Annotated in this window: 17 protein-coding genes, 1 other RNA gene and 2 pseudogenes; 11 read left to right on the forward strand and 9 right to left on the reverse strand. The window is 38.8% G+C overall.

Going from position 1 to position 19,199, the window contains the following annotated elements; genetic code table 11:
* Positions 1-33 precede the first annotated feature (33 nt).
* The 3 genes from GQR54_RS05370 (at position 34) to GQR54_RS05380 (ending at position 2,368) form a co-directional block, all read left to right on the forward strand.
* A complete protein-coding gene (locus tag GQR54_RS05370) occupies positions 34-591 on the forward strand; it encodes a sigma-70 family RNA polymerase sigma factor (RefSeq protein ID WP_032827217.1) in 558 nt (185 codons plus the stop codon).
* Positions 591-1,343: a DUF3379 family protein gene (locus tag GQR54_RS05375; RefSeq protein WP_024608912.1), complete on the forward strand. Its 753-nt coding sequence runs from the start codon at positions 591-593 to the stop codon at positions 1,341-1,343. Before GQR54_RS05370 ends, GQR54_RS05375 begins: the two co-directional genes overlap by 1 nt.
* 164 nt (positions 1,344-1,507) lie before the next feature.
* On the forward strand, positions 1,508-2,368 hold the full coding sequence (locus tag GQR54_RS05380; RefSeq protein WP_166376776.1) for a TIM44-like domain-containing protein: 861 nt from the start codon (positions 1,508-1,510) through the stop codon (positions 2,366-2,368).
* Positions 2,369-2,416: 48 nt separating this feature from the next.
* On the opposite strand, the pseudogene ggt reads toward GQR54_RS05380, so the two are convergent.
* Both ggt and GQR54_RS05390 read right to left on the reverse strand, forming a co-directional pair.
* Positions 2,417-4,079 (reverse strand): annotated as a pseudogene (gene ggt / locus GQR54_RS05385) (gamma-glutamyltransferase).
* A 75-nt stretch (positions 4,080-4,154) separates the two neighbouring features.
* Positions 4,155-4,592, reverse strand: coding sequence for a GNAT family N-acetyltransferase (locus GQR54_RS05390; protein ID WP_166376777.1), 438 nt, complete (start codon positions 4,590-4,592; stop codon positions 4,155-4,157).
* Positions 4,593-4,643: 51 nt separating this feature from the next.
* Here GQR54_RS05390 and GQR54_RS05395 point away from each other — a divergent pair, with 51 nt between their 5' ends.
* Positions 4,644-5,009: a hypothetical protein gene (locus GQR54_RS05395; RefSeq protein WP_166376778.1), complete on the forward strand. Its 366-nt coding sequence runs from the start codon at positions 4,644-4,646 to the stop codon at positions 5,007-5,009.
* Positions 5,010-5,112: 103 nt separating this feature from the next.
* On the opposite strand, the gene fabB is transcribed toward GQR54_RS05395, so the two are convergent.
* Positions 5,113-6,324, reverse strand: a complete 1,212-nt coding sequence (gene fabB / locus GQR54_RS05400; protein ID WP_166376779.1) for a beta-ketoacyl-ACP synthase I — start codon at positions 6,322-6,324, stop codon at positions 5,113-5,115.
* A gap of 178 nt (positions 6,325-6,502) precedes the next feature.
* Between fabB and mnmC the strand changes: the two genes are divergently transcribed.
* Complete coding sequence (gene mnmC / locus GQR54_RS05405) at positions 6,503-8,512, forward strand: bifunctional tRNA (5-methylaminomethyl-2-thiouridine)(34)-methyltransferase MnmD/FAD-dependent 5-carboxymethylaminomethyl-2-thiouridine(34) oxidoreductase MnmC (protein ID WP_166376780.1); 2,010 nt, start codon at positions 6,503-6,505, stop codon at positions 8,510-8,512.
* A 342-nt stretch (positions 8,513-8,854) separates the two neighbouring features.
* Positions 8,855-9,490, forward strand: coding sequence for an NAD(P)-binding oxidoreductase (locus tag GQR54_RS05410; protein ID WP_166376781.1), 636 nt, complete (start codon positions 8,855-8,857; stop codon positions 9,488-9,490).
* Positions 9,491-9,669: 179 nt separating this feature from the next.
* Here GQR54_RS05410 and GQR54_RS05415 read toward each other — a convergent pair whose 3' ends face one another.
* Entirely contained in the window at positions 9,670-10,428 is a 759-nt protein-coding gene (locus GQR54_RS05415) for a sulfite exporter TauE/SafE family protein (protein ID WP_166376782.1), read from the reverse strand.
* A 184-nt stretch (positions 10,429-10,612) separates the two neighbouring features.
* On the opposite strand from GQR54_RS05415, the gene GQR54_RS05420 reads away from it, so the two are divergent.
* A complete protein-coding gene (locus GQR54_RS05420) occupies positions 10,613-11,617 on the forward strand; it encodes a YHYH protein (RefSeq protein ID WP_166376783.1) in 1,005 nt (334 codons plus the stop codon).
* A 35-nt stretch (positions 11,618-11,652) separates the two neighbouring features.
* A complete protein-coding gene (locus GQR54_RS05425; protein WP_166376784.1) occupies positions 11,653-11,949 on the forward strand; it encodes a hypothetical protein in 297 nt (98 codons plus the stop codon).
* 485 nt (positions 11,950-12,434) lie between these two features.
* Here the strand turns inward: GQR54_RS05425 and ssrA are convergent.
* Positions 12,435-12,791: a transfer-messenger RNA gene (ssrA, locus tag GQR54_RS05430) on the reverse strand.
* A gap of 98 nt (positions 12,792-12,889) precedes the next feature.
* On the opposite strand from ssrA, the pseudogene GQR54_RS19555 reads away from it, so the two are divergent.
* Positions 12,890-13,087: pseudogene (locus GQR54_RS19555) on the forward strand (DUF342 domain-containing protein); the annotation flags it as partial.
* Between the two features lies 1 nt (position 13,088).
* Here the strand turns inward: GQR54_RS19555 and rnt are convergent.
* Entirely contained in the window at positions 13,089-13,775 is a 687-nt protein-coding gene (rnt, locus tag GQR54_RS05435) for a ribonuclease T (RefSeq protein ID WP_166376785.1), read from the reverse strand.
* A gap of 202 nt (positions 13,776-13,977) precedes the next feature.
* Between rnt and GQR54_RS05440 the strand changes: the two genes are divergently transcribed.
* Positions 13,978-14,856 (forward strand): OmpA family protein, encoded by an 879-nt coding sequence (locus tag GQR54_RS05440; protein ID WP_010554639.1) that lies wholly within the window; start codon positions 13,978-13,980, stop codon positions 14,854-14,856.
* Positions 14,857-14,861: 5 nt separating this feature from the next.
* On the opposite strand, the gene GQR54_RS05445 is transcribed toward GQR54_RS05440, so the two are convergent.
* The gene (locus GQR54_RS05445; RefSeq protein ID WP_166376786.1) at positions 14,862-15,755 is read right to left on the reverse strand and encodes a DMT family transporter; all 894 of its coding nucleotides are present in this window, start codon (positions 15,753-15,755) and stop codon (positions 14,862-14,864) included.
* 216 nt (positions 15,756-15,971) lie between these two features.
* Between GQR54_RS05445 and tyrP the strand changes: the two genes are divergently transcribed.
* Positions 15,972-17,174: a tyrosine transporter TyrP gene (gene tyrP, locus GQR54_RS05450; protein ID WP_166376787.1), complete on the forward strand. Its 1,203-nt coding sequence runs from the start codon at positions 15,972-15,974 to the stop codon at positions 17,172-17,174.
* Between the two features lie 84 nt (positions 17,175-17,258).
* Here the strand turns inward: tyrP and GQR54_RS05455 are convergent, their stop codons facing one another.
* Complete coding sequence (locus tag GQR54_RS05455; protein WP_166376788.1) at positions 17,259-18,449, reverse strand: amino acid aminotransferase; 1,191 nt, start codon at positions 18,447-18,449, stop codon at positions 17,259-17,261.
* 80 nt (positions 18,450-18,529) lie between these two features.
* On the reverse strand, positions 18,530-19,189 hold the full coding sequence (locus GQR54_RS05460; protein ID WP_166376789.1) for a GAF domain-containing protein: 660 nt from the start codon (positions 19,187-19,189) through the stop codon (positions 18,530-18,532).
* Positions 19,190-19,199 lie beyond the last annotated feature (10 nt).

Here is a 19,199-nt window from a genome sequence, read left to right on the forward strand (position 1 = left end):
AATAAATAATAATTTTTAATTAAAAAAGTGCTTATGCTTGGAAAGAAAAAATCAAACAATCAGGTCTTAATCGATATGGCAGAGAAACAAAAGCGTTATGAAGCCTTGGTCCACGTTTACAATAAAGAGCTTTATCGCTTTGCTTATTGGTTATGCCGTGATCCGCACATAGCAGATGATTTAGTACAAGAAACGTTTTTACGCGCGTGGCGTTCTCTCGACTCTTTACTTGATCAAAAGGCAGCTAAACCTTGGCTGCTTACTATATTACGAAGAGAAAATGCGCGCCGATTTGAACGTAAACAGTTTGATTACAGCGACGTAGAAAACGATACGCTTGTTGATGAAACCAGCCACTCATTAGATGATGAAATGGAGCAAACGGTTATCCAACGCCAGATCGCCCTGCTATCTGATGAATACCGAGAGCCATTATTACTACAAGTTGTAATGGGCTGCTCTGGTGAAGAGATCGCTGGCATACTTAATTTAAATAAAAACACGGTAATGACTCGTTTATACCGTGCCCGAAATCAACTTAAAGAGGCTTTAAGCCGTGATGATGAACAACTTAAAGGGGCATCAAAATAATGGATGAACTTGAGTTTCGTCGCCGCACTATTGCGCAGCCAAACGACATTGACAAGGAGCTCATGGAGTTTGCTAACAATAACCCAGAGCGACAAAGTTTTATTAATGATATGAAAGATTTTGATAAATTTATTCAAGACTCTTTAGATATACCTGTGCCTGAAAACCTTGCAGACCGCATTCTTTTAAACACATCGTTAAAAGAAAAAGCACTACAAGAAGAGCAAGCAACAGGAAAAAATGTAGTTGATGCCCGCTCGCGTTTTAAGCTTGACCGCGTGCATCTTGCATTAGCTGCATCTTTTGTAGTGGCTATTAGTGCCTTCTTTTTTAGTACAGAGCAAAATATTGCACACGAAGCGGGTGAGCATGCGCTTGCCCATGTGTACTACGAAATTAGTGCGCTTGATAAAAAAGAGCCCATTAGCCTACAAAGCGTTAACGACAAGCTTGCAGTATTAGGTGGTCATCTTGATGAGCTTCCTGGTGATGTAACTTACGCTATGTTTTGTGATTTTAAAGGCGAAAAAGGGCTACATTTGATATTTGAGTCTGACTTTGGTCCTATGACGGTATTTATAGTACCTTCTGAAAATAAATCATTTGGTTTTGGCGATGATAATTTCCGCGATGAGCGCTTTGAAGGTCATATTAACCGAGGCTCACAAGCAGATACTATTTTAGTGGCAAGTGTTGGAGCACCTCTAAATACTTATAACGAACGCGTTACTGGCGCTATTCGTTGGCTTTAAAATAAACAAATTTACCGCTTAGTCCCTACTAAGCGGTTTTTTGATTATATACCCACCAATAAACTTTTTCTTTTATACTCAAAACCTCTGATTTTTAAAGTAATTAATTAAACTCCTTAAGAAAGTAAATTATAATCGCGGCTCGATTTTAATTAGGGAATTTCATGAAGAACATCATCGTTATTTTTTCATTATTGGCATTATTATGTACTGCCAGTTTTGATGCACACACACGTAAAAAGTTTGGCAGTAGTAAACGCGGACAAACTCCTGCAACACAACAAACAGCACAAAAACAAAAAGCAGATACAACAACCCCAACAGCAGCACCTAAAGCCACATCAAATAAAAAAGGCATTATGGCTGGCGTTTTGGGTGGTCTTTTAGCGGGTGGCTTAATTGCAGCAATGTTAGGCGACGATTTTGAAGGTTTTCAGCTATTAGAAATGATTTTATTAGCTGGCGGACTATTTATTTTATTTAAGCTAGTAACAGGCTTTTTACGTGCTAATCGTGCCCCACAACTTGCAAATGCCAGTGCAGGTACAAGTGCTCAGCAAAATGCTTTTAAACAAGCACCTATCGAGCAACCAACAAGTACAGGCTTTGCTAACAGCGCCCCACAAGATGAAAGTGTCCCTTTTAATTTACCACCTAACTTTGACGTTAATGGCTTTTTGCAAGGTGCCCGTAGTCATTACCATACGCTACAAACTGCATGGAATAATGCCGATTACACCACAATGGCTGAATACTTAAGCCCTGCGCTTGTTGCCGAGTTTAAAGCTGAACGTGAAGCTATACAGAGTGTAGACACTGAAGTAATGTTTATTGATGCCGAACTTGTGCGTGCAGATACAAATGCGCAATCGTGGCAGGTTAGTGTTCGCTTTAAAGGTAAGTACCGTGATTTAGGCGATAAAAAAGAACAGCCTATTTTAGGAATTTGGCACTTAGAGCGTCTAATTTCAGACGATGCTCCATGGCTAATAGTGGGTGTTGAAGATTTAATTGATACTCAATAAGCTTTTATTATTTTAAACACCGCGCTTTTTAGCGCGGTGTTTTTTTATTTAAAAAACAATTGATTTACCGCGCCCTGATGCTTCAGAAGCAGCATCTAATTGCCCATTTTTATTAATAATAACGTGTAAGTCACCAAAGTGTCTCTCGTCTATGGTGTAACCCATTTTTGTAAGCTCTGCTTTCACGCTATCGGTTAAACCTATGTGCGTTCTAATTATATTTTTAGGCCACAATTGATGATGAAAACGAGGGCTATTTACAACCTGCTCTGCACTCATATCAAACTCTATCGCATTTAAGATAGATTCGTACACAGAGCTAATAATGGTTGTGCCACCAGGCGAGCCTGTCACCATTTTAACGGTGTTGTCTTTAAGTAATATTGTAGGTGTCATAGAACTCAACATACGCTTGTGTGGCTGTATTTCATTAGCTTTACCGCCTAACATTCATAACGCCTGGTTTGGCGCTAAAGTCGTCCATTTCATCATTTAAAATAAACCCCGCACCTTCAACAACGACACCGCTACCAAACCCTAAGTTTATTGTGGTGGTATTTGCTACAGCGTTACCCATTTTATCAACGATTGAAAAGTGCGTAGTTTGCTCACTTTCTTTAAGGCCCGGTTTAATATTTTCGGTAGTCGAGATAGCGGTCAACGAAATGCCATTACTGCGCTCTTTGAGGTAATTAATATTAGTTAACGCGTTTACTGGTACATCAAAAAAATCAGGATCGCCTAAATACTCTGCTCTATCTGCAAATACACGTTTACCTATTTCAGAAAGTAAGTGCACATACTGAGTCGAGTTATGCGCTAAGCCTGCATCTGGTTTTTGTAACTCATACATTTTGAGCCACTGTAAAATAGCAATACCACCTGAACTCGGCGGTGGCGAAGTAAGTACTTCATAGCCATTCCAACTTGCTTTAATGGGTGTACGTGATTTAGCGGTATAATTTTTTAAATCATCTTGATTAATAATACCACCATGCAGATGCATAAATTTAGCAATAATATTTGCAGTTTCGCCTTTATAAAATCCATCTTGGCCGTTATCACGAATACGCTTTAGCGTTGCCGCTAACTCTGGTTGCTTAAAGACTTTATTGGCTTTTACATCAGCAAAATATTTTTCAAAGTTTACATTTATTTTTTGCTCTTTTAGATGAGCTATATAATGGCTAACACCTTTTGCTAACTTAGGCGGAACTACAAACCCTTGCTCAGCCAACGTTACAGCAGGCTGTACTAGTGCTTCCCACTTTAAAGTGCCATGCTTTTGATGGGCAAGCCACATACCCGCTACACTGCCAGGTACACCGCTTGCGTGAATGCCATATATTGATTTGTTTGCAATAACATTACCTTGCTCATCTAAATACATATCACGATGAGCCGCTGTTGGCGCTGTTTCGCGATAATCTATAAAATCGCCTTTGCCATCTTTTTGAATAAGCATAAATCCCCCGCCGCCAATATTTCCAGCTTCAGGAAGCGTCACTGCAAGTACAAATTGTGCCGTAATAGCCGCATCAACAGCATTACCGCCTTGCTCTAATATACTTTTAGCAGCATCGGCACTGAACGAGTCAGGCATTGCGACCGCGCTTTGCGCTAAAGGTTCTGCTGCGAGATTAAACACGCTTAGCTGTAAAATAAATAAACTTTTAGCAATAAACTTGCTTCTAGAGAAAAATAGTCCCATGGAACATCCTTAATTTATTGTTTATGGCAATCTGTATTGATATTTTCTGATACGAAATAACGTTCACACGCTCTATTAATCTATGCTCTTTGAATAATGTACTGAAGCTACATCAGCACCTTGTTCTTTTTGTGTGTAGTTTTTAACAAATTGCATGCCTAACTTTTCCATAACCTTTATAGAGGCTAGGTTATTTTTATTAGCCGTCGCACTGATTTTTTTTACATCTTGTTGCTTAGTTATCTCATTAAACATGGCACAGGCAGCTTCTGTCGCATAGCCATTGCCCCAGCTTTCTTGTTTTAATCGCCAACCAATTTCTATATCACTAAAATCAGGTAATTCACTAAATAAATCCATTGGTTTTACAATTATATAGCCAATAAAAATATTACTTTTTTTTATTGTTACTTCCCATAATCCCCAATACGTTTGCTCATATAATTGTGAGCCTGTATCTTTATGCATTAATTTTAAATTTAATCGTTCTGTTCCGAGTGTGTTCATTTTCATTGTTGTATAGTCCGCCACGAATTAATTATCAGTCTCTAAAGGGGATAGCACATGAATAAATTAGCAGGTTTAGCTTTATTAGGCACTTTAATTACGTTAACTGGTTGTGAAGATGCCAACGAAGTAAAAGAAGATGCAAAAGATAAAAGCGCACAAATGCAAGAAAAGCTTGGTGATGCATGGAACGACGTTAAAGAGACAACTAACGATCTTAAAAATGATGAGTCTTTAAACGAGCTATTAGAGCAAAGTAAAACAATGGGCTTAGACATGTACGACGACGGCAAAGAGATTGCGGTTGATGCGTGGATTAAAAGCAAAGAAGCTGCTGGCGAGTTAACTGAAAAAACTAAGCACAAAGCGCAAGAAATTGCTGACGAAATTGAGCAAGCACGTAAAGAACATAACGAAGGTTAATTTAACTTTCGATAATAAAAAAGGAAAGCCTCGGCTTTCCTTTTTTGTTTTAAGCTATTTAGCCCAGATATGTGTTTACATATTTAGGGCTTATAAGCTCAAATTAACCTTTGTACTTACTCATAACTAAAGTCGCGTTTGTGCCACCAAAGCCAAAGCTATTAGACATTACAGTATTTAACTCAACATCACGACGCTCAGTAATAATATCTAAACCTGCCGCTTGCTCATCTAGCTCATCAATATTAATTGAAGGCGCTACAAAGCTGTGCTCTAGCATCAATACTGAGAAGATAGCTTCGTGAACACCTGCAGCACCGAGGGCATGACCCGTCATTGCTTTAGTTGCGCTGATCATTGGTGACTTACCACCAAACACTTCTTGAATCGCACCAAGCTCTTTAACGTCGCCTACAGGTGTAGATGTACCATGCGTGTTTAGGTAATCAATGCTGTCTACATCTTGCATAGCTTGGCGCATACAACGTGCTGCACCTTCGCCAGATGGAGCAACCATGTCGTAGCCATCTGATGTTGCACCGTAGCCAACAATTTCAGCGTAAATGTGCGCGCCACGTGCAAGTGCATGTTCAAGTTCTTCAACTACAACAATACCGCCGCCGCCAGATATAACAAAACCATCGCGATTTGCATCGTATGTACGAGACGCTTTTTCTGGTGTTTCGTTGTACTTAGTAGAAAGTGCGCCCATAGCGTCAAATTCCATTGCCAATGTCCAGTGTAGTTCTTCACCGCCACCAGCAAAAACAACATCTTGCTTACCTAATTGAATTTGTTCTACTGCATTACCAATACAATGCGCAGATGTTGCACATGCAGAGCTAATTGAGTAGTTAACACCTTTAATTTTAAAGGGTGTTGCTAAACAAGCAGATGTAGTGCTCGCCATAGTACGTGGCACCATATAAGGCCCTACACGTTTTACGCCTTTTTCACGTAAAATATCAGCAGCTTCTACCTGCCATTTAGACGAACCACCGCCAGAACCAACAATAATACCCGTGCGCTCATTTGATACTTGGTCGTCAGACAAACCTGAGTCTTCAATTGCTTGAGTCATCGAAATATAAGAATATGCAGCAGCATCGCCCATAAAGCGCATTGCTTTGCGGTCAACATGTGCTTTAACGTCAATATCAATTTTACCCGATACGTTACTACGTAACTTGTAATCGGCAAATTCTTGGTTAAAAGCGATGCCGCTTTTGCCCGTTTTTAACGATTCTAATACTTCTTCTTTGTTGTTACCAATGCTTGATACAACACCGATACCTGTAATTACAGCTCTTCTCATGGGTAATTCCCTTAGCTTAATACTTAATTGCATTCTATTTTACGCGAATTTAATCACCTAAGTGGTCAGCTTTCTAGCGTACACTTGTACTCTGAACTGCTAGCTTATAAATAACGCCAGACTATTACAAAGAAAACCCGTAAAATAATTAAAAATATATCTATAAATTTAAAAAATTATGATTAAGAACGCACATAGTCACATTAATAATTTAGGTACACCTTTGACTAATGACTCCGGTGATATTTATTTTTCTAATGACGATGGCTTAGCTCAATCGCATTATGTGTACTATGAGCAAAATAATATAGATGTACGATTACAAAATCATGACCAATCACATTTTGTTATTGCCGAAACCGGTTTTGGCACCGGTTTAAACTTTTTAAATACGTGGCAACGCTTTAAAGACCACCTTGAGCGGATGCAAGTTCAAAATGAATGTGAAAAAAGCGTAAAACGCCTACACTATATTTCGTTTGAAAAGTATCCCTTAACATTAACAGACTTAAAACAAGCATTAACCGCTTGGCCTACCTTAAGTTATTTTAGTGAGCAATTAACAGTAAACTACCCAATTAATTTAGAAGGATGCCACCGGCTCGAATTTAATAATGGCAATGTTGTTCTCGATTTATACTTTGGTGATGCGCTTGAATCAATACAAGCAATGAGCTACCCGCAAACAGGAATTGTTGATGCTTGGTATTTAAATGGGCTTGAGCCAAGTGAAAATCCTGATATGTGGCAGCAAAGTTTATTTAACTCCATGGCTAATATAACAAGAGCTAATGCAACCTTATCGACTTTTACTGCCGCTGACTTTGTTCAACGAGGATTAATAGAGGCTGGCTTTAGTACTAAAAAAGCCAAAGATTTTAATCAAAAAGAAGATATGCTTACTGGCCAACTTAAACATGTTAATAACGCTCAATCAACCCCCGCTTATTTTAATCAAGATAGCAGTACTTTAAAAAATGTAGCGGTCATTGGCGGTGGTATTGCCAGTAGCTGTATTTTATACAGCTTGGCTAAACGTGGCATAACCAGCCAATTATTTTGCCAAGATGAAAAGCCTGCAATGGGGGCTTCGCACAATGTGCAAGGCGCTATTTACCCTCACCTACAAGCTAAAAACTCGCCGCACAGCGAATTGTTTGCACATAGCTTTTTATACGCCAAACGCCTATATAACAACTTACTTAGCAGTGGTTTTAATTTTGATTACGATTGGTGCGGCGTATTACAACACGCAGTGAAAAAACCTCTCGCTGATAAGCACGAAAACTTAGCACAAAAGCAACTGTGGCCAACCCAGCTAATGCGTAACGTAACCGCAGAGCAAGGCGATGAAATAGCCGGCGTAACAACAGGTTATTCAGGCGTGTTTTTTGAACAAGGCGGCTGGGTTAACCCGCCACAATTAGTAAACGCTATGCTTAGCGCTGCAAATAGCATAAACCCATTTAAAAGCGTATTTAACTGCGATATAAAACAGCTTAAAAAAACTGACAACGGTTGGTTTTTATTAACGAATGATGAGCTGTTAGGCCCGTTTAGCGATGTAATTATTTGTGCAGGTGAGCACAGCGATGCATTTGAGCAAACAAAAGCGCTACCTATAGTAGGCGTACGCGGTCAGGTTTCACATATTGAGGCAAGTGAGCAATCACGCAAACTTAAAACAGTGCTATGCCATAAAGGCTATTTTACACCGGCTTATTTAGATCATCACTGTATGGGTGCCACGTTTGAAAAAAACACTAAAAGCCGCCAAGTTACCGAGCTAGACAACCTAACTAATAAAGAACAGTTACTTAGTTTTTACGACCAAAGTGAATTTGCCGCCACCCTTGGCAATATAACCTCAGCAAAAGCGGCTGTTCGCTGCACATTTATAGATCACCTACCAATAGCTGGGCAATGGTGTGAGCAAAGTGATTATACAATGGCTTTTGCTAATCTACGTTTAGGTAAACGCTACCAATATGAGCAACTCAATAAGCCACAACAAGGCCTACATATTTTTACCGGTTTTGGCGCACGCGCGTTGTGTAGCGCACCACTAAGTGCAGACCACCTCGTAAGTTGTTTAAATAACGAACCCCGCCCATTAAGCGAACGTGTAAGCCAAGCTATTCATCCTGCACGATTTATAGTGCGAGACTTAATTCGTAATAAAATTTAAGCAACAGCGGTGCTTTTTGGTAGGTTAAAAACATCGCTCAAAAAATTATAATTAAAAGCATTCCCGACAAAAACGCTACACCACCTAAAAATATAACTGCCAAAAAGTATTGTTAACTTACACCATCACGATAGTATGTAAAAAGCATAACAGCCAAATAAAAACTCTAAAAAACACACCAAAAGCAGTTAATTTTAATACTCAGTTAAGCATCGCACTTTAATTAAAGTATTTTTTGAAATTAGCTCATTTAAACTCTTTTTTACCCTTTAAAAATAATCCTCTACCCCAAGGTCTGTTTGTAAGCACATTACTTTTACTATTTATTGGAAGGAGTTAATTATGAGTAAGACCCTAATTATTGGCGCAAGCGGACAAATAGGTAAAATGGCAACTGAGCTACTTTTAGAAAATGAGCAAAATGTTGTGGCATTAGTGCGCGACAAAAATAAGTTAAGCGATTTAAACAGCTCTTTTTTAACTATTGTTAAGCAAGATCTTGAAGGCGATTTTGGTGACGCAATGAAAGGCTGTGACCAAGTGATTTTTGCTGCTGGTTCTGGCGGAAGTACAGGCGATGATAAAACTGTACTTATTGATTTATGGGCTGCAACAAAAGCAGCTACATTCGCTAAAGAGCACGGCGTTAATCACTTTATTATGGTCAGTTCGATTGGTGCTGACGATCCAGATTCGATTCAAGGTGATTTAAAACCTTACTTAGTTGCTAAGCACATGGCTGACGAGCATTTAATAAATAGTGGTTTAAATTATACCATTGTTCGCCCTGGTACACTGACTGACGATAGTGCTTCAATGCAAGTAACTACGCAGCGACCAAGTGATCGTTCAAAAGCCAAAGTTAGCCGCGAAAACGTAGCTAATGCATTATTACATATTGCGACCAACTCATTTATTAGTAACCGCATTTTTGAGTTGTTTGATGGCGACAAGCCAATTAAAGCCGCTGTTAAATAAGCTTTAATACCAATTTAATTAAACGTATGAACAATTATTACAAAAAATATGTAATTCATCGATAAGGCAAAAAATTACAGCGTAGTCGCTCTATATTAGTAACTTTTTGACGCAGTGAATTATTTAATCCGCTTAAATAATTTATGTTTAATAAAATTAAATTTACTCCACTAAGCAAATTAGTGGAGTAACATTTTTATACCTTGCCAACCTAGTTGCAGCGTTAATAACGTTAAAATCACCCTAAAAATACGCTTGAATTTATCCCCAGACATGCTTTTAAATAGTTTAATTCCGAACCAAGTTCCTACAGCACCACTTATTATCATAGCAATTACAAGCGGTATCCATTGCCAAAAACTAAAGCCAACAGCACCATAAATTATCGCTTTTAATAAATGCTGCACACTCATAATGCTCGAAAACGTTGCCGTAAATTTTAACTTTTCGTAATTATTTATATATAAACAGCTACCAACTAATGGGCCACTTGCCCCCACAAACATAGAAATAAAAGTAGTTATGCCACCGGCGACCATACGCCACACCTTAGAGGTTAATTTTATAGGTGGCGTTTTACCCCACAGTAAATAAATAACAAAAATAGCGACGACTAACTTCATAGCATCAAGTGATATATCATCAATTACAAAACTTGATAACCCCGCCCCTACTAAGCCGCCTAACGCAAAATATACAAACATGCTTTTATCAATATGCCTAAAGCTGAGTAAAAACCTATTTGCATTAGAGCCAAGCTGTACTAAACCATGCACAGGCACAACAACTGCCATTGGCATAAACGACGCCATAACAACAAGCAGCATTAATCCACCACCAGCACCAAATGCAGCAGATATAAAAGAAGTAAAGCCAGCGGTGATCATTAACAATAAAAACAAAAATAAAGACATGCTGTCGGGAAATAAAAAATCCATAAAACTCCACTGCCTATTTAAGTACTTTTAAGTCGCAGTATTTAAACAATAAAAGGTACTAAGCACATTTATAGCAACTTTATCAGCTTCTATCTCGTGCTATGTACTATGTTGCGTTGTTTTTGCACTTTGTTTGCACATTTAACAAATATTATACATTCAACTTCATTACCGGATATTTTTGATGAGAAGATTTAACACACCAACTTTGACACCGCTTGCAGTGTGTATATTTGCACTGGGTTTAGCTGCCTGTAACGGTAGCGATGCTGAAAGTACCGTCGTAACTGAAACAACCACCGATGAGGGAACTACAACAGATACTTCAACCGATTTTGTTGTAGAAGTTGACCCTTTTAACTTTGAAAGCGATGCACTCATTTCATCAATTACCACTCAAACATGTACGCTAAGTAATGGCGATGAAGCCTCATGCTACAAAATTGATATTGCCGGTGCGCCTTCAAATTACGAGATTGGTGTATTTTGCCCTCAAAATATCACCTCAACAGCAGACGAAGCCGGTATTTGGTTTGATGGCACCGGTGAGGTTTACGATATAACCGGCGACTTTATTTTAAATCTACCTACATTATATAACGATAGTCATTGGCAGCTATACGACGAAGGTACAGGCCTTGTAAATGTAACCGACACACAAGAATCGTGTGATGGCGCTGCACGTCCAAATGTAGAAGAACAATACCAAAACCACTGCGTAGAATGCTCTATTGATTATGTTGATGGCGGTATATCAGAATCATTTTTAATTCCAATAACGCCTGTTGCAACCACTCAAAATAGCAGTATTGGTAACGCCAATGTAGGTGTTGCTCTCAATGGTGTTGTACTTGCTGCACCCGCGCCTGTTGAGGCTATTTTAGGCGCATACACTATTGCAGCCTTTGATGATTGCGCTGGCCATATTAACTTAGTAGCAGGTTATCACTACCATGGTGAAGCAGGTTGTAGCCAAACACAAATTCAATCAGACGGTCATGCCGCCATGATGGGTTATGCACTCGATGGATTTGGTATCTTTGGCATGCTTAACGAAAATGGATTAGAACCCACTGATTTAGACGAATGTAGAGGCCACACCGACGATACACGCGGATACCACTACCATGCAGCCGATGTATCTGAAAACATGTTTATTGGTTGTTTTAAAGGTGCTACCGCAAGATAACTCGTATTCTAGCTAAATAATTAACTGAGATACTAATGAAAATATTTAACGTGATAAAAGCACTAACCACTGGCTTTTTACTTGCTGCCTCATGCTCAGCGCTAAGTCATGCAGGCCACGGCTCAAATGCGCCTTGGGAAGCATGTGAAGCAAAAGCCATTAATGAAGATTGCAGCTACACAAGCCATGATAAAAAAGCGACAGGCACATGCCAAGCAATGAACAAAGTACTTATGTGCGTTCGAAATAAACCACCTGAAACATTAATAGACAAAGCAATCCAACCAGCAAGTGATCAAAAGCAATCTGTAAAATCACTCGCTAAAAGATAAAGTAACAGCTACACGCCAAAGCCTTAACGCTGTTTGTTAGGGCTTTTTTAATCAAAAATTATTGAAAAGTGTAATCCTTATCTGTCGAATTAGTTTCATATAGCAAACAATACAACAATCAAAAAACTTGGATAATGACACATACAATGAGATCACTCAAAATACTGTCCTGCCAAAGTGCAGTGGATAAATGCTGTTGATTGGATTAGCCAAATCCATATTAGACAACATCAAAACACACAAGCCATAAACACCACTGCCAATGCAGTTTAGGTGAATAAAGCCAATACTTAATTTAACTTCATAATAAGCATACTGTCGTTATTTTGTATTTTAATAATTGTCATAAAAGTGAAGTTACGTGCTATAGCTATAAGAGAATCTCAACTTTCACTTTATGAATTCCATAAAAAAACCCGCAAATTTGGGTTAACAAATTTGCGGGTTTCTTATGGTTTTCGAATAACGAGTTCAAAAACCTTTATTGGTGGAGCTGGGGGGATTTGAACCCCCGTCCGAAAAGCCTCGACCGTCGGTACTACATGTTTAGTATTGTCATTTAATTAACCTTTAAGTCCCGGACAAACACGGTAAGTAAAGGCGAGGCCGCTTAGTTTTAGCGCTTCAACCCCGGCCAGGGTTTCCGTCGCGATCAGGTGTTAGGGTGACACTCCAAAATCCAGTCCACAAGAATACATGGAAGGAGCGCTAGCCAGCCTAAGCTGCTAGAGAGTAGTTATCGTCGTTTGCGATTACTTTAGGTTGCGGCTGTTTAACGAGGCAAACCGCACCTCGACATGCACCTTGGGCTTCTTGAATTCCGTCGAATCCTAATCAGCCCCTGAATTAGTAACTCAATTCAGAGCGTACAAACAGTATAACCGAGTAAAGTACTGATACTCAAGGCCTAGTAACGGTTTATTTTAATTGCATGCATCAATCGTACGTTAAACAACCGAAAATCACTTATCAAACAAAAATAGTCCAATTACTTGCCTGTCAGTCGCTATTTAAAAGTAAAATACTAATGCACTTTGATACGGAGCTTAGAATAGCGAAGGGTTCTAAACAATTTTCGCGTATTTATCCGCCCCACCTAGTTAAGCTAACTGAGGGTAAAATTACTCAGACGTTTTAGTTTATTCGTTATTTTGTGTCTCAGTTTCAACTTCGGCATTAGCGTCGCAATCGTCGGTTGGCGCTAATGGCCAACCACCTAATTGCTGCCAGCGGTTTACTATTAAACAATAAAGCTCAGCTGTACGTTCTGTGTCGTAAAGCGCAGAGTGCGCTTGGCTGTTGTCAAACTCGATACCTGCCGCTCTACATGCTTTTGCTAATACAGTTTGCCCTAACGCTAAACCTGCTAAAGATGTTGTATCGAAGCTTACAAACGGATGAAATGGCGTACGCTTAATGTTGTTACGCTCTATTGCTGCATTTAAAAAGCCATGATCGAATGCAGCATTATGCGCCACAATAACTGAGCGTTGGCACCCAGCGGCTTTTTGCGCTTTGCGTACTACTTTACATATTTCTTTAATTACTTCACCTTCAGGCACTGCGCCACGTAATGGTGAAAACGGGTCTATACCGTTAAAGTCGATGGCTGCTTGTTCTATATTAGCGCCTTCGAATGGCTGAACATGAAAATGAACAGTATGATCTATGCTGAGCAATCCTTCGTCATCCATTTTTAAAACAGAGGCTGCTATTTCTAATAAGGCATCTGTTTCTTTGTTAAAACCTGCAGTTTCAACATCAATAACAACAGGAAAAAATCCACGAAAGCGTTTTGCGAAAGGTGTTTGCTCAGTATTTGCCATAGTCTTCTTTGTTTATACGTGTAAGCTGACTATTATGTCAAAATTGATGCCCCCTAGGCTAGGGGATTTAAGTATTTATTGCTTTAAAATTGTAGGCACATAACTTGCTTTAACTTATGAGTTAGTTATATAGAGAACAAACTAATCATTGCAGTCGTTAATTTGCCAAATTATTGGCATTCCCGGATAGCTGGAGAGCACCATGAAGTATAAGTTGTTATTTATTAGCCTTAGTATAAGTGCAGTGCTTTGCAGTACTCACTCGCAAGCTGCTATGCGCCAATATACAGCAACCCAAGACAACTCCAACTGGGAAGTCGTTAAAACAACGCGCTTACAATGCCAATTAAATCATGAGGTTCCTTATTACGGTGAAGCTATTTTTAAAGCTTCAGCAAGTAAAAATAAAAACTTAACGTTTAATTTAGATATGGTTGTTCGCCCAGATAACTACGCAATTGCAGGTTTAAAAGCAGTGCCACCTACATGGCGTGCAGGATTGCCCGCTCGCGATATTGCAAACATGAAATTACTTAAAAAGTTTGATGGCGAGCTAGGCAATAAAACAGCATGGGAAATGCTTACCGAGCTTGAAAAAGGCTACTACCCTACTTTTTATTATCAAGACTGGCAAAACAGTGCCGATAAAATTGCCGTTGGTATATCGAGCGTAAACTTTAAACAAGCTTACTGGGCTTTTTTACAGTGCCGCGATGAACTACTCCCTTACAGCTTTGAAGATATTTCGTTTACTGTAATGAACTATCAATCTAACAGCAGTAAATTAACTAAATCGTCGCAACAACGTCTTGATAAAATTGCTGAGTATTTAAAAAATGATGCAAGCATAGAGTCTATTAGTATTGACTCATACACTGATAGCTATGGCGGACGCTGGAATAACTTAGATTTATCGCGCAAGCGCGCCAAAACTATAAAAGATTATATGGTGAGCTTGGGTGTTGATGAAGCCAAAGTACAAACAACCGGTTTGGGCGAAAAACGCTTTGTTGATAATAACGATAACATTTTAAGCCGAGACAAAAACCGTCGTTTAATTATTCAAATAGAAAAAATGTAGTAAAGCTAATTTGCGCTTACTTTACTGCGTTTTAAAAACTTATCACCAAATTGAAAAAAGCCCAGACTAATTAAAATAATAACCGCACCAATTATTAACTCTTGGCTTAATGACTCATTATTTAGCCAAGCTCCCAAGCCTAACGCAAAGCTAGGAGTTATAAGTGTAGTAAGTGATACCGTGCTTGCATTAAGGTTTTGCAGCACATGAAAATACGCCAAAGCCCCTACTAAAGATCCAAATATTCCTAGATAACCAATAGCCCACAATGATTTTGCACTCCAGTTTTGTATATGCAACTCACCATCTAATAACCACCAAGCAATAAAAAAGAGTGGGGTTACAAAAACTAAGGCACCAAATGTTGTTGCCATAGGATGAATCGCAATCTGCACACGCTTGATCATCACACCACTTAAACTAAAAAAGCAGACAGCCATAAACACATAAAGCAACCCAAGTCCTTGAGTTTGCGAGTTTTGTACTTGGTTATAACTAACAAAATATAAGCCAATTAAGGCGCACGCTAACGCAACTAATTTAATCGGGCTAAATTTAGGTTCATTTAATAACTGCTGAGCAAGTAACCCCGACAAAATAGGTGCAAGGCCAAACATAAGCGAAATAATACCCGAAGGGACTGTTTTAGCTGCCATATAGCTCAACAACATACCGCCAAAAATACCTATACTCGAATAAAAATAAAGTAAGCACGCATTTTTGCTCCAAGGTACTCTAATGTTTGTTATGGCAACAATTAAACCACCTAAAAACAACCCCACCAGCATACGCATTAATACAGCAAGCGTTGGCGATACTGTTTCACTGCTCCACACAATCCCTAGAGGTGTAGTAGACCAAATGAGAACCATAAAAAAATACGATGCTTTTACCGGCACATGCCAATCCTTAGCGTTTTATAACGCAATCCAACGTACATAAAATTATACCCTCACCACCCTATTTTAATACTTTTAAATGCATACAAGTCCTTAATAAATACAGTTGTAAATTGTAAGTTACATTTTAATACTGCTCTTTTATTACAAAACTATTTGAGATTTGAGTAACTAGTTATATCGTGCATGTATATTAATAATAATTAAGGTAATTAAGTGCTTAAAAATAAAACAACTGGAAGCATGTTAATTGTTGCAGGCACCACTATTGGTGCGGGTATGTTGGCATTGCCAATTGCATCTGCCGGGCTTGGGTTTAGTACTGCGCTTGCATTAATAATTGCTAGCTGGTTACTAATGACCTACACCGCACTACTCATGTTAGAGCTACACCAGTATGCACCACGCGATGCTACATTAAATACATTGGCTAAATTATGGCTTGGAAAGCGCGGACAATACATCGCGAATTTTTCGATGATTTTTTTATTTTATGCTTTATGCGCTGCTTATATTGCAGGTGGTGGTGCACAACTTCAAGCGCGTATAAATATAGGCTTTGATGTAGATATAGCCCCACAGTTTGGCTCTGTGATCCTCGCTGTTATTATTGCAAGTGTGGTAACACTAGGCACTAGCAAGGTAGATAAACTAAATAGAGTGTTATTTACAATAAAAATTATTGTATTAGCTAGTTTGTTTTACATGCTTACCCCTTATGTACAAGGTAAGCACTTATTAGAGATGCCCGTAGAGCAAGGATTAATCCTTTCGGCTATACCGGTTATATTTACTTCGTTTGGTTTTCATGGCTCTATCCCTTCTATTGTTAAATATGTTGGTGTAGAAATAAAAGTACTGCGCAAAGTAATGATTGCTGGAGCCGCCCTACCTTTAGTTATTTATATTTTTTGGCAACTACTTAGCCAAGGTATTATGAGTCAAACTGATTTACTCAACAGCGAAGGTCTTAATGGGTTTGTATCTAGCGTGGCTAGTATTGCGCATAACCCAAGTGTGGCAACGGCCGTTAAGTTATTTGCTGATTTAGCACTTGCGACATCATTTTTAGGGGTGAGCTTAGGGTTATTTGATTTTTTTGCTGATGCATTTAAAAAGGGTGACAATAAAACAGACCGAATTAAAACGGCTTTAATTACGTTTATTCCGCCACTTGGCTTTGCATTGTTTTATCCTCAAGGCTTTATTATGGCCTTAGGGTACGCTGCAATAGCACTTGTCGTCCTGGCAATATTTTTGCCTGTAGCAATGGTTTATAAACAGCGTACAACATCAAATAAAACAGGCTACCAAGTTAAAAGTGGGAATGTTGGGCTTGGTATAGCGGCTATATGTGGCATAACTATTATTGCTGCGCAGTTTATGCAAATGGCGGGGCTTATTCCTGCTATCGGTTAAAGGTTGCTGCTGTTTGTTTAAATTTAGATAATAAAAAACCGCACATCATTAGTAATGATGTGCGGTTTTTTATATTAACTGCGTTTATTTACAAACGTCAGCTACAGCATTTGAAAAGTATTCAATATTTGAATGACTAACACCTGCAACATTTACGCGGCTAGAGCCAACTATGTAAATGCCGTATTCTTTTTGTAGGCGAGCAATTTGCTCTTTATTAATACCTAAGAAAGAAAACATACCGTTTTGGCGTTCAATAAATGAGAAGTCTTGAACAATATCTTTAGTTGCTAAGCTTTCTTTAATTAAGCTACGTAAGCCATTTATACGACTACGCATTTCATCAAGCTCAGAGTGCCACAATTGTGTAAGCTCTGTACTGCTTAAAATAGTATTAACAATGTCAGCACCATGTGCTGGCGGCATTGAGTAAATACTACGTACAACGCTTAACATTACCGAGTTTGAAATATCTGCTGTTGCGCTGTCTTTTGCAATTAGTGAACATGCACCAATACGCTCGCGGTATAAGCCAAAGTTTTTAGAACATGAAGAACAAATAATTAGCTCTTCCACTGCATCGGCTAAAATACGTAAGCCACGTGCATCTTCTTCAAGTGAAGCACCAAAGCCTTGGTATGCAATATCAACAAGTGGTGTAAAGCCAACTTCTTTTGCCAGTTCGGCAACCGTGTTCCACTGTGTTTCGTTTAAATCCATACCGCTTGGGTTATGACAACATGCATGTAGTAAAACCACATCGCCTTTAGGCACTTGTTTAAGTGTGTTGATCATTTCATCAAACAGTAAATCTTTATTTTCGTAATCGTAATATGGGTATTCTTTTACTGTTAAGCCTGCAGCTTCAAACAAGCTAATGTGGTTAGCCCATGTTGGGTTAGTTACCCAAACAGTCGCGTCTGTATTACAACGCTTAATAAATTCAGCTGCAACACGAAGTGCACCCGTACCACCTGGCGCTTGCGCAGTACGTACGCGATTTGCTAGCAATGCTTGATGCTCGCCTAATAGTAACTGCTCCATTTTTTGGCAGTAATCTAAATTACCCGCTAAACCAATATAAGATTTGCTCATTTCGTTTTCAAGACGAAACGCTTCAGCTTTTTTAACCGCTTTAAGAACCGGTGTATTGCCTTGCTCATCTTTGTAGACACCTACACCTAAATCAATTTTATTAGGGTTTGTATCTTGTTTATAGGCCGCCATAAGGCCAAGAATAGGATCTGTTGGTAATGGTTTTAATACTGAGAACATTGGCTATCTCTTATCGTTATTTAGGGGTTAGCTGTTAAGCTAAGCTTAACATAAAAGCACATCATATTGACTAGCGTTATTTACGCTAGAAAGTGAGGAATTTTAATACAACATGCAATTAAAACGGCAAGCGTCTTTTCATCAAAAAAATCATTTTTAAAGGCTTCTGCATCTACAATACCAACACATTCATTTTTTGCGTTGAATAAAGGTAAACAAGTTTCTGACTTAACTTTAGGATCGCATGTGTAGTATTCACCGCCTTGTGATAAATACGCTTCAACGTTATTAATAATGCGACCTTGATGAGATAGCGCAACTTGTACGTTATTACTCCCTGCTGCAAATGCTTGCGTTAAAGGAAACAACGGGCGACTAGGCGCACCATGATAAGCTAATTTTAATAGTTGATCACCTTCAGGGGTATTAGTTGATTGATAAATACCATACCAATCAACGCCTGTTTGCTGTTCGATGTAGCTTACAATACTTTGTAAATTAGCTAACTTAAGTTGTGTTTGCTCATCACCTTTAAGATAGTCAGTTAATTTGAATGGCTCATCTTGTAAGTAACCAAATAAACTACACGCTCCGCCCTCGCCAAGCTCAGGTATTTGATACTCCCAACGCACATCAGGTAAAGTTGAGTTTGTAAGATGCAGATCAAGCTTTTCAAGCTCTGTTGCAATCAAAGTAGGATTAGCACTTAATTGTGCTTGTTTTAGGTAAGAAAAAATCATTTGGCCATCC

Origin of the sequence: Pseudoalteromonas sp. Z9A4, assembly GCF_011378845.1 — a bacterium.
Classification (GTDB): Bacteria; Pseudomonadota; Gammaproteobacteria; order Enterobacterales; family Alteromonadaceae; genus Pseudoalteromonas; species Pseudoalteromonas arctica.